Here is an 11,838-nt window from a genome sequence, read left to right as displayed (position 1 = left end):
GGTCAACCTCGGTTGCGACACCTCGGTGATCATGACTTTTGATACCGCGTGGGCTGAACCCGCGGCAACCATGTTGAGGCATTCTTGAGCTTTCCGGGCGGCGGAAAAGCGAACAAACGCGAACAGCGGAGCAACTGTGCGGGCCGGTGTACCTCGCTACGGTTCAGCCACAGTCGATCGACTATGGCTAATGTCGAGTCGGAAGGTTCGCCGATGCTCAAAACCCGTCCACCCTTGCTGTACGGCGCCTGCGTCGCCCTGCTCGCGCTGGTAGGAGCCACCGCGACCGCCCCGGTCGCCAGCGCCGGCCCCGACCTGACGCGCGCCGCGGCCGCCCGGGCCGCCAGCATCCCTACCCCCGAACAGCACTTCGGCTTCAAGATGGGCACGGAGGGGAAACTCGCCTCATATTCCGACGTGCTCAAGTACATGAAACTGATTGCAGAACGGTCGGACCGCGTCGACTACCAGACCGTCGGTCCGACGACGATGGGCAACGAATACGGGACCGTCATCATCAGCGCGCCGAAGAATCTGCGCCGCCTGGATCGCCTGGTGGAAATCAACCAGAAACTGGCTGATCCACGTGGCACCACACCCGAGGAGGCCCGCCGGCTGGCCGCGGAGGGGGTGCCGTTCTACCACCTGGAGGCGACGATCCACTCCAGTGAGGTGGGCAACGGGCAGGCGATCAACGACATCGTCCACCGCCTCGCCACCGAGGACTCGGACTTCACCCGGAACGTCCTGAACAACTCGGTCGTCGTCCTGGTGCCGTCGCAGAACCCCGACGGGCAGCAACTGATCATCGACCACTTCAACCGGACCGCCGGTACCGACTACCGGCGGACCTACCCGGACCTGTACCACAAATACACCGGCCACGACGACAACCGGGACTGGACGATGTTCACCCAGGTCGAGGCGCGGTACCGGCTCGAACTGGAGAAGAAGTACCGCCCGGCGATCGTGCACATCATGCACCAGAAGGGGAACTCGGGCAGCCGGATCTTCGTCCCGCCCTATGGCGGCATCACCAGCGAGAACGTCCCGGCGAACATGAGCGCCTCGGTGTCGGCGATCGGGCAGCACGCCGCCCGGGCGTTCGCCGCGGCCGGCAAGACCGGAGTCGGCAGCCTCGACTACCACATCTTCTGGACCCTGGAGCAGCCCGTCGGGTACTTCCCGTTCACCGGCGCGGGTGTCTACCTCACCGAGATCGCCTCGGTGACGGACTACGCGTACCCGCAGAAGTCGCAGGACGGTCGCCCGCTCGGTCCGCAGCAGGCCCGGATGAACCTGATCGAGCCGTATCGCTCCGACACCTGGACCCTGGCGGACATCGTCGACTACGCGAAGATCGCCACCTACGCGGGCATGGAGTACACCGCGAGCAACGGCGAGAAGCTGCTCTACGACAACCTGTACGCGGTGCCGCACGAGTACCTGACCAAGGGCGTGCCGTCGGGCACCTTCGCGTTCGTCGTCGACGCCGAGCAGCGCGACACGTACGCGACCTTCGAGATGCTCCAGCGCCTGGAGTGGACGGAGGTCGAGATCGACCGCGCGAAGACGGCGTTCGTCGCCGACGGAAAGCGTTACGACGCCGGGTCGTACGTCATCAAGATGCACCAGCCGCGCGGCAACTGGGCACACCAGGTCCTCGGTACCGACCGGTACCCGGAGGTCCGTGACTGCGGTGAATGTCCGGTGCTGCTGCCGTACGCGGAGGCGACGACCAGCCTGCCGTTGCAGCTCGGCGTCGACGTCGCCGAGGTCCGCACTCCGTTCGACGCGCAGCTGGAGCGGGTGACCTCGGTCCAACCGCCGCAGGTGACGATGCCACCCGCGCCGAGCGCCAAGGGCGCGTACCTGGTCCGCCCCGAGTCGTACGGGACCATCCAGATCGTCTCGGCCTTGCAGGACGCCAACATCCCGACCTTCCGTGGCGGCAAGGGATTCAGCGCGAAGGGCGTCGACTACCCCGCCGGCACCTACATCGTCCCGGCCACCCCGCAGGCCCGTAACGTGCTGGCGACCGCGTCGGCCAAGGTCGGACTCCAGGTCACCGCCGTGGACCGGACCCCCAAGGTCGCCGGGGTGCAACTCAAGCCGAAGACCAGGGTCGGGTTGCTGCGCGGCGTCGGGAACATGCCCGGCGGCTGGGACATGTGGCAGTTCGACCAGTACGGCATCAACTACGACGTGGTCTCCGCCCAGGACTTCCAGCGCAAGTCCCTGAACGAGCTGTACGACACGATCGTCGTCTCGTCCGGGGTGTCCCGGGACGACATCGTCGAGGGCCTGGACCCGGCGCAGTACGACGAGGCGTACTCCTGGGCCTACGGGGTGGGGGAGAAGGGCTGGCGCATGCTCCAGCAGTTCGTCCGCAAGGGCGGCACGCTGCTGGCCATCGGCGACTCGGTGCAGACCGCCCAGCAGCTGCTCGACCTGCCGATGAAGCCGGCGCTGCCCAACGACGACGACGAGTTCGTCACCGGCGGCAGCCTGCTCAACCAGGAGTTCGACCCGGACAACCCGGTCGCCTGGGGCATGCCCGAGTCCTGGCCGGTCTGGCTCTACGACACCCAGGCGTGGGAGCTCACCGACGACTCCGGCGAGGTGGTTTCGAACTACCCCGCCGAGGGTGAGATCCTGGCCAGCGGCTACCTGCGCGGCGCCGAGCACATCCGGGGCACCACCAACGTCGCGTCCTTCGACGTCGGCAAGGGCCAGGTCGTGACGTACGGCAGCGAGATCACCTTCCGTACGTTGCCCCGGGCTCAGTACAACCTGCTCTACAACGCGATCTACCACGGCCCGGCCGCCGAGGTGGACGCGACCGCGGTCCAGCAACTACGGCCGCAGTTCAGCCCCGACGGCGCGCTCCTCAAGCGCTGATCGTCGGACGCCGGTCGGCTCCGGGTGGTCACCGAGCACGGTGACCACCCGGAGCATCGTCGCGGGTAGCCGCGGCATCGGCGAACGCCCGGGCCTGCCGGAGCTGCGCGTCGAAGGGCTGCCGGCCGGGGAGGCGCGGGCACTGCTGGACTCAGCGGGGCCGAGCATCACCTACGCCCGATGTGCGTGATCGGCACGGATGTCGGATCCGACCCGCTTCGCGGGAGCCACGTGCCGGGCGCTGGGCTATCCTTTCGCGAGTCGCCGGAGATGGGAGCAGACGTGGCAGGTGACGACGACATCTCCGGGTGAGAGCCCGGATCGGCCGCCGACGCGCGTGATCACGCCGTCGACGCGGCCACCGTCGTCATGCCCTGCCCCGAACGGGTGCGTACGCGCGCCCGGATCTCACCTTCTCCGAGGATCTCCATGTCTCACGGGCAGCGACCCGCGCTGATCGCCCATGACCTCATCCGCATCCGGGGCACGCGTCGCGTGCTCGACGGGATCTCCCTGGCCGCCGCGCCCGGGCATCGGATCGGGCTCATCGGCGAGAACGGCACCGGCAAGACCACCCTGCTGCGAATCCTGGCCGGCCTGGACGAACCGGACGGCGGCACCGTCACCCGCCCGCCGGATCTCGGCTTCCTCCACCAGGAACTACCCTTCACCCCTACCGAGACCGTCGCCACGGTCCTGGAGGACGCGACGCGTGAAGCCCGCGAGGACCTCGCCGCCCTGGACCGGCTCGGCGACGCGTTGGCGTCCGCGCCCGAGGACACCGAGGAACACGCCCAGCTGCTGGCCCGGTACGGCGAGACGCTGGAGCGGGCGCAGGACCGCGACGCCTGGGACGCCGACCGCCGTGCCCTCACGGTGCTCGCCGGGCTCGGACTCGACGGGATCCCGCACGACCGGACGCTGGCCACCCTCTCCGGAGGTCAACGGGGCCGGCTGGCGCTGGCCGCGCTGCTGATCCGCCGGCCGGCGGCGTTGCTGCTCGACGAGCCCACCAACCATCTCGACGACGCGGCGGCGGCCTTCTGCGAGGAGCATCTGCGCGCGATCCCCGGTGTGCTGGTGGTGGCCACGCACGACCGGGCGTTCCTCGACGTGGTCTGTACCGACCTGATCGACCTGGATCCGGCGGTGGAGGGCCCGGTCCGCTTCGGCGGCAACTACACGGCGTACCTGGCGATGAAGCACGCCGAGGCCGAACGCTGGCGCCGCCGCTACGACGAGGAGCAGCAGCAACTCGCCGAGCTTCGCCTGGCCGCAGCGGTGACCGGGCACCGGGTCGCCCATGACCGCGCTCCTCGCGACAACGAGAAGATGGGGTACGGGCACACCGCGGGCCGCGTGCAGAACCAGATCTCCCGCCGGGTCCGGGATGCCACTCGCCGGCTCGAGACGCTCGAACGTCACCAGGTCGCCGCGCCACCTGAACCGCTGCGTCTCCACGCGCCCGTCCTGGCCGCCGGCGGCGGTGACGAGATCGTGGTCGCGGTACGGCGGGCAGTCGTGCCCGGCCGGCTCCGGCTCGACCGGCTCGACGTCACGGCCACCGACCGCCTACTGGTCAGCGGGCCGAACGGCGCGGGCAAATCGACCCTCCTCGCGGTCCTGGCCGGGGGTCTGGTCGTCGACGGGGCCGTCCGGCGGCGGCCGGGGCTTCGCGTCGGCCTGCTGACTCAGGACACCCTCTTCGAGGACTCCCACCGGTCCGCGCGCGAGCTGTTCACAGCGACCGTCGGGCCGGAACGCGCCGAGGCGGTGCCGCTCTCCTCGCTCGGGCTGCTGGCGTCCGCCGACCTCGACCGGCCGGTGTCGGCGCTCTCCGTCGGCCAGCGTCGCCGGCTCGCGCTGGCGATGCTCGTCGCCGACCCGCCGGAGCTGCTGCTGTTGGACGAGCCGACGAATCACCTCTCGCCGCGGCTCTGCGACGAGTTGGAGGACGCGCTGGGTTCAGGGCCGGGCGCGATCGTCCTCGCCAGCCATGATCGGCGGCTGCGGTCCCGGTGGCCGGGACGGGAGATCACGCTGACCGACGCTGCGGTCGTGGGCCGGAGGGCGAGCTAGGGGATCGGACGCAAAACGGAAACGGGCCCACACCGGGCGCGCGAGTCTCGGCCCCGGTGTGGATCAGCCCGCTTCGGGGACCTCGACGCCGACCTCCATGATCCGCAAGCGCACACCCGAGACGTTCCGCTCCACCATCTGCTTCAACGCCTGAGCGTTTCCCAGGGAGTCCAGCATCACCAGAACGTGCATCACCTCAGGATCGGTGTCGTCCGCTCCCCACCAGCCCCGGACGAAGCCCGGACTCTGGCGGGTCACCTCCGCCATGTGCTCGAACTGGGCCCGCCGCTCTCCGGCATCCGCCGACAGGCCGCGCTGCTCGCCGATCACCACCCACATGCGACCGACGCTACCGGGATAACGTCGATCCCGCCGGTCCTCCGGACCACTCCTCGCCGTGGTGGCCCTCCTCCTCACCGAGGACCACCGGCACGCGGCGACCTGCCGGGGGCCTCCCTGGTGAGTGGACCGTCAAGGCAGGAGCTCGACGTACCCGTCGCTTCCGTGCACGCGGATCCGCTGTCCATCGGGAATCAGCCGGGTGGCGTCCAGCACGCCGACGACAGCCGGCAGGCCGTACTCCCGTGCGATCACCGCGCCGTGGGTCATCGCTCCGCCGACCTCGGTCACCAGGCCTGCGATGCCGACGAAGAGGGGCGTCCAGCTCGGGTCCGTGTGGGCCGTGACGAGGATGTCGCCCGGTTCGAGGGCGGCCTGGGCCATGTCCAGGATGACGCGGGCGCGTCCTTCGACCGTCCCGGCGGAGACCGGTATGCCGATCAGGGCGCCGGTCGGCACGTCGTCGCGCCGGTACGCCCCGGTGATGGCCTCGCCATCCGAGGTCAGCACCCGCGGCGGCGTGAGCGATTGGTACGACCGGAACGCGTCCTTGCGCTGCTGGATGAGCTTCTCATCTGCCCTGTTCGAGCGCACGACGTCGTGGAGCTCCTGGAACGTGAGGTAGAAGACGTCCTCCTTCTCGGTGAGCACGCCGGTCCGCACCAGGCGCTCGGCCTCTTCCAACAGGGCCTGCTTGTAGACGAAGTAGCGGCTGACGATGCCGTACTTCGGGTACTCGCGGTAGCCGATGAAGGTCCGGACCCGGTCGATCATCCGCTTGGTCTCGTCGGCCTTCTGCTTGCCGTCCGGCAGGGCCCGCAAGCGTGCGAGTACGTCCTGTTCCTTCTTCTGTGCCTCCTGCCGCCCTTGCTCGAAGCGCCGCGCGGCGGCGCCCGGCTCGAAGAGCTTGATGTTGTCGAGGATCAGGGGGACGAGGGTGCTGGGTCGCTCGCTCCACCGCGGCCTCGTGATGTCGATCTCGCCGACGCAGCGCATGCCGTACCGGTCGAGGTAGGCCTCGATGGCGTCGCGCGCCTCGGATCCGCCTGCGAACTTCGGCAGCTCATCCAGGAAGCCGTCGTCCTCGACGCTCTGCAGGAGGAACGCCACCACCTCCGGGTGGGGGCGGATCACGTCCGCGACGTCGAGCAGCGCCAGTCCCATCTCCGACGTGATGTTGCCGGGGGCGGACAGCGTGAGGGTGTCGGCCGCGTTCCGCTCACCCAGCCATTCCTGCAGCCGGTCGTTGAGCCACCAGGTGGCCTCCATCCCCGCCATGATCGCCTGCATGCTCAACGGATCACTGAGTACCCGCTTGTGTTCCTGGAAGGCCTCGAGCAGGAAGTCGAACAACGCCGGCCCGGTCTTCGTCCGGATGTCGCGCCGCAGCGCGGCGATGGAGGCCTGGCTGCGCTCGATCAACTCGGTGACGATCACCGGATCGGTCGCGATCGAGGTGGGAGCGGCGCCGACCGGTGGCCTGCCGGGAGCCTCCGGGAGCGTGGGTACGAAGTCGTGGCGGTCGAGGACGGTCTCCAGCGCGTCCCTGGTCAGCGGATCGCCCCGCCCCGCCATCTCCAGGAAGCCGGCACGTCCCGCGGGCGAGGCCAGGTGCCGGGTGGCGTCGACGAACAGCCTCCCGCCGGCCTCGTGCATCGGTGCCATCGCCGTCAGCTTCCACATGGAGAGCCCCAGCGGCTTCATGGGGTCGGTCATCATCTGCTGATGACCGACGGAGAGGTAGACGTGATTTTCCCGGTCATCGGTCTCCGGTACGGGGAACAGCGTGGTGATCGGTCGGCTCTGCACGATCTGGAAGTCGTCGTCGACCAGGCACCATTCGATGTCCTGCGGGCGTCCGAACTGCGCTTCGATCCGCCGTCCGAGCTGCACGAGCCGTACGACCTGCGCATCCGTCAACGCCGGTTGCTCCTGCCGCTGCGGGTCGATCGCCACTTCCGCCGTCCCGCCGTCCGGCAGGGTGTGAACGGCACGCTTCTTGGCGGCGACCGCCTTGGCGATGACCTCGCCATCGCGCACCTTGAAGACGTCCGGGGTCACCAGGCCGGAGACCAAGGCCTCGCCGAGGCCGAAGCTGGCGTCCACGGTGGCGACCTTCCGGTTACCCGTGACCGGGTCGGCTGTGAACAGGATGCCGGCCGCGTCCGGGAAGACCATCCGCTGCACGAACACGGCCATGTCGACGTTCCGGTGGCCGATGCCGTTGCGCAGGCGGTAGGTCACGGCCCGCTCGGTGAACAGCGACGCCCAGCAGCGGCTGACGTGCCGGAGGATCGCCGCCGGCCCCACGACGTTGAGGTACGTGTCCTGCTGGCCCGCGAAGGAGGCGGTCGGCAGGTCCTCTGCCGTCGCGCTGGAGCGCACGGCGTAGGCGGCTCGCTCGCCGAGACGGGCGAGCGCCCGGGTGATCGCCGCCGCCATACCGTCCGGGATGGCGGCCCCTTCGATGGTTCGGCGGATCTCCGCGCTGAGTGTGCGGATCGCCTCCCGGTCGTCCGGGTGCAGGCGCGACAGATGATCGAGCCGGTCGCCGATGGACGGGACCTCCGCCATGATCTGCCGGAAGGCGGTCGTCGTCACGCAGAACCCGGCCGGTACGCGGATGCCTTCGATCCGCGACAGCCCGCCCAGGTGCGCGGCCTTACCGCCGACGACCGCCATCTGTGTCTCGTCGACCTCTTGAAGATCCAGGACGTACTGCTCGTTCACTGCGACACCTCCGCGTCAAGCGCCCGCAACCGCACCCGCCGAACTGGTCAACGGTTCAAGGTCGCCGCGTCTCCCGTACGTCGACAAACACCCACGTCGTGCCCCGCGTTAGTTCGTCGGCGCTGGTCCGGCCGCCGATTCTGCGGCAGGACCCGGGTCTTGCCGCAAGCCCCCCGGTGCGCTATACGTTAGAAGTGGCAAGGAGTCCGATCTCCTTGCCTTTTCTATTTGTCGTCCGCCCGCCGGGCATCCTCGACCGCCGGAGCGTGCCGCTGCCGCCCGCAGGAGTGGTTGCCGACGGCGCAACTGGTGACGCGGCGGGCCTGCTGGCCTAACGTCAGAACAGGCCGGCGAGCCGGGTGTCAGACGCGGACGGAGATCGAGCGGCGGGGACGGCGGGAACCCACCACCCCGGCGATCACGCCGTGAGCCTGTCGTCCGGCGAGATAGCGTCGGGGTGGCGATCGTCTGTGTTGCGCAAGGAGATGCCATGGCTCAGCAACAGCGGCCCGGTGACGTCGACCCGGCCCAGGTGAAGCGGCGGATTGGTCCGATCGGGGTCTGGACGGGGGTCCTCGGCGGGCAGTCGGCCGAGTTCGGCCGCACGGTGGCGGCCGAGGTGGAGGAGCTGGGTTACGGCGCGCTCTGGGTGGGGGAGACGGCGAGGAACAAGGAGGCGCTCGTCCACTCGGCGATCCTGCTCGGCGCCACCCGGCGCATGGTGGTGGCCACCGGCATCGCCAACATCTGGGTCCGTGACGCCACCGCCGCCGCGAACGGCGCGAGCGCGCTGGCCGAGGCGTACGACGGGCGGCTCCTGCTCGGCCTCGGGGTGAGTCACGCGCCGCTGGTCTCGCCGCGCGGCCACGACTACGGGCGGCCGCTCGCGGCGATGCGCTCCTACCTCGACGCGATGGACGAGACCGAGTACGACGCGCCGCTGCCGCAGCGGGCCCCGCGGGTGCTGGCCGCACTGCGTTCGGGGATGCTGGAGCTGGCGGCGCGGCGCAGCGCGGGCGCGCACCCGTACTTCGTGACGCCGGAGCACACCGCGCGCGCCCGCGAGATCCTCGGCCCGGAGCCGGTGCTGGCACCGGAGCAGGCCGTGGTGCTGGACACCGATCCCGAGTCGGCCCGGGAGAAGGCTCGGCGGTACACCTCGCGATACCTGACCCTGCCCAACTACGTGAACAACCTGAGGGAGCTGGGCTGGGCCGAGGCCGACTTGTCCGGCGCGGGTAGCGATGCCCTGGTCGACGCCCTCGTGCCGTGGGGCGACCCGGAGACGGTGGCGGAGCGGGTCCGGGCGCACCACACCGCCGGTGCGGACCACGTCTGCGTCCAGCCGCTCGTGGACGGGCCGGAGGAGCTGCTGCCGCAGCTGCGCACCCTGGCCCCGCTGCTGCTCTCGCGCTAGACGTCCTGCCCGGGGCCGGGCCGGCGCATCCGTGCGGTATGCGCCGGCCCGACCAGGCCTGCCATCGAGTAGCTGATCTCGTGGCTCTCGGCTCGCCGCGACCAGGACTTCTAGTCCACGTCGGTGCAGACGTTGTGGGTGCTGCCGTGCACCAGCGTGATGGTCTTGTAAACGTAGGTCGGGTCGAACTCGACGACGTACACGCCGTCGACGATCCAGATGCCACGCGGCAGGGAGCCGGCGTTCTCGCGGAAGCCGAGCAGTACGGGCCCGGTCACGTACCAGGTCATCGAGCCGTCCGGGGCGTATTCGACGAGCGATGTGCCGCTCGCGTCCACCCTCGTGACGGCCCCGGTGTCGAGGTTGGTCACCTCGTCGACGAGCCTGCCGGTGTACAACTCCCGCCGAGGTGAGCCGTCCGGGTACTCCGCCAGCACCAGCTTGCGGACCTCGTCCACGACGGGCTGGACGCGGACGGCGAAGTCGCACCGCGCTCCGGCCGGCTGTTCGAACGCCTCTTGCGGTGCCGGCACCCAGCCTCCATGTCCGGGGCCGTCCGCGACGGCGGGCACGGAGCCGGAGAGGCTCACGCCGACCACAGCCGTAGCCGAGATCAATCCGAGGACCAATTTCCTGATCATGCTTACTCCACGCTGTTCGGCGATCGGACCTGATCAGCGTCATTGGCTTCGCTGACCACATCCTGACCGTGCGCCGCCGCCTGAGCCGTCCGCTCGCCGCTGCCTCCGTACGATCACTCACCAACGGCTTACCGGGCTCGACCACCCGACGTGGGCGCGGAGGAGGTGCCGCCGCCATGGAGTTCCGACTACTCGGACCGTTCGAGGCGTGCCAGGACGGCCAGCGTGTCGAGCTCGGCAGCCGGCGGCAGGAGCGTTGCATCCTCGCCGTCCTCCTGCTCGATCTGGGGCATCTGGTCACCACCGACCGCCTCATCGACCTGCTGTGGCACGGGCGCCCGCCCGCGTCAGCGCGCGGCGCAGTGCACACCTACATCGGACGGCTCCGCGCGTCGCTGGCGCCGTACGGGGTGCAGATCCGCACCGGTGGGGACGGATACCTGATCGAGCGCGGGCACCACGTCGACGTCGAGGAGTTCAGCCGGCTCGCACACAAGGCGAGCGGCACCGCCGACCCGGCGCAGCGGGTAGGTCTGCTCGACCGGGCATTGGCGCTCTGGCGGGGCCCGCTGCTCGCCGACACAGCCGACGGGGAGCTGCGTGACCGGCTGTACGGCCCGATCGAGGAGCTCCGGCTCACCAGCCTCGAACTGCGGGCCGAGGCGCAGCTGGTCCTCGATCGCCACCGTGAGGTGATCAACGAGTTGACGCCACTGGTTGCCCGACACCCGACCCGCGAAGAACTGGTCGGTACCTTGATGACCGCGCTGTACCGGGGCGGGCGGCAGGCAGAGGCGCTGGCGCTGTACCGGGTGACCCGGCAGAAGCTGATCGAGGAGTTGGGCGTCGAGCCCGGCATGCGTCTGCGGGAGGTACACCGGCGGATCCTGCGCGACGACCATCGCCTCGACCGGCCGAACCGACCGGTGTACGAGGTCCGAGTTCATGAGGAGAGCCTCCCGTGGAGCGTCGGTGGCCACCCGGCGCTGGAGTTCTGCAACACCTTCGCCGGCTGGGGACACCACCCGCCGCTGCCCGGCTCGGAGTGGCTCCGTGCGTACCGCACGCTGGCGGTGTGGACGGGGCACCTGGGGCTGGCCGATGACGTCACGGTCAGCCGGCTGATCGAACTCGCTCGGCGCGAGCCCGACATCGCCGCCGTGGAGCTCGAGAACGCCCGCGCGCTGCGCACTCGGCTCTACGCCTGCCTCACCGATCCCGACGACCGATCGGCGTTCGACGCGGTGGCCCGGCACGCGGAGGCCGCCGCGAGAACACTCGTGTTTCGGCGCGACGCCGACGGCCGCGGACGCTGGAGGGCGGACCTGGCCGCCGGGCTCCGGCTGCCGGTGCACGCCGTCGCCTGGAGCGCCGCCGAGCTGCTCAGTGACCCCCGCCGCTCGACCATCCGGGTCTGTCCGGACGAGAGGTGCGGGTGGTTGTTCCTCGACGAGAGCGGGATGCGCCGGTGGTGCAGCCTGGCGACGTGCGGCCGGAACGAAGGCGACGCCCCTTGCCGCTGACGCCCTCGACCAGAGGCGGCCCGGGACAGGCCCGGGAGACACCGCCTGCGCCCGCGCCGGTGACTAACATCCTCGCGTCAAGGGCACTGTCGCCATGTTCCGCCACCACACGAACCGCAGTCTGCTTCTCGGCTGGTGGGGGCGCGTCGGCGGGTTGACGGCGCAGGCCAGGACATTTGTCCCGGCCAGCCGCGTACCGGCGACTCTG

8 protein-coding genes are annotated in these 11,838 nt (G+C 70.0%); 5 read left to right on the top strand and 3 right to left on the bottom strand.

The genetic code is table 11. The features are described from left to right. The first annotated feature begins 213 nt into the window (after nt 1-213). The 3 genes from BXA10_RS09335 to BXA10_RS09330 all read left to right on the top strand — a co-directional run bounded on the left by BXA10_RS09335 (nt 214) and on the right by BXA10_RS09330 (nt 4,980). The gene (locus BXA10_RS09335; RefSeq protein ID WP_076469787.1) at nt 214-2,901 is read left to right on the top strand and encodes a M14 family zinc carboxypeptidase; all 2,688 of its coding nucleotides are present in this window, start codon (nt 214-216) and stop codon (nt 2,899-2,901) included. 40 nt (nt 2,902-2,941) lie between these two features. Beyond that, complete coding sequence (locus BXA10_RS31395; protein ID WP_175649148.1) at nt 2,942-3,091, top strand: hypothetical protein; 150 nt, start codon at nt 2,942-2,944, stop codon at nt 3,089-3,091. A gap of 239 nt (nt 3,092-3,330) precedes the next feature. Continuing rightward, nucleotides 3,331-4,980, top strand: a complete 1,650-nt coding sequence (locus BXA10_RS09330; protein ID WP_076469785.1) for an ABC-F family ATP-binding cassette domain-containing protein — start codon at nt 3,331-3,333, stop codon at nt 4,978-4,980. Nucleotides 4,981-5,043: 63 nt separating this feature from the next. Here BXA10_RS09330 and BXA10_RS09325 read toward each other — a convergent pair whose 3' ends face one another. Next, nucleotides 5,044-5,319 carry a hypothetical protein gene (locus tag BXA10_RS09325; RefSeq protein ID WP_076469783.1) on the bottom strand — a complete coding sequence of 92 codons (276 nt, stop codon included), beginning with the start codon at nt 5,317-5,319 and terminating at the stop codon, nt 5,044-5,046. Between the two features lie 132 nt (nt 5,320-5,451). After that, entirely contained in the window at nt 5,452-8,049 is a 2,598-nt protein-coding gene (gene rph, locus BXA10_RS09320; protein WP_076469781.1) for a rifamycin-inactivating phosphotransferase, read from the bottom strand. A gap of 490 nt (nt 8,050-8,539) precedes the next feature. On the opposite strand from rph, the gene BXA10_RS09315 reads away from it, so the two are divergent. Then, on the top strand, nt 8,540-9,466 hold the full coding sequence (locus BXA10_RS09315) for an LLM class F420-dependent oxidoreductase (RefSeq protein ID WP_076469779.1): 927 nt from the start codon (nt 8,540-8,542) through the stop codon (nt 9,464-9,466). Between the two features lie 110 nt (nt 9,467-9,576). Here BXA10_RS09315 and BXA10_RS09310 read toward each other — a convergent pair whose 3' ends face one another. Continuing rightward, a complete protein-coding gene (locus BXA10_RS09310) occupies nt 9,577-10,107 on the bottom strand; it encodes a hypothetical protein (protein WP_076469776.1) in 531 nt (176 codons plus the stop codon). 176 nt (nt 10,108-10,283) lie between these two features. Here BXA10_RS09310 and BXA10_RS09305 point away from each other — a divergent pair, with 176 nt between their 5' ends. Further along, the gene (locus BXA10_RS09305; protein ID WP_076469775.1) at nt 10,284-11,630 is read left to right on the top strand and encodes an AfsR/SARP family transcriptional regulator; all 1,347 of its coding nucleotides are present in this window, start codon (nt 10,284-10,286) and stop codon (nt 11,628-11,630) included. Nucleotides 11,631-11,838 lie beyond the last annotated feature (208 nt).

The sequence above is a fragment of the Micromonospora avicenniae genome, assembly GCF_900156065.1.
Lineage (GTDB): Bacteria > Actinomycetota > Actinomycetes > Mycobacteriales > Micromonosporaceae > Micromonospora > Micromonospora avicenniae.
This window is presented reverse-complemented; position numbering and strand designations above follow the sequence as displayed.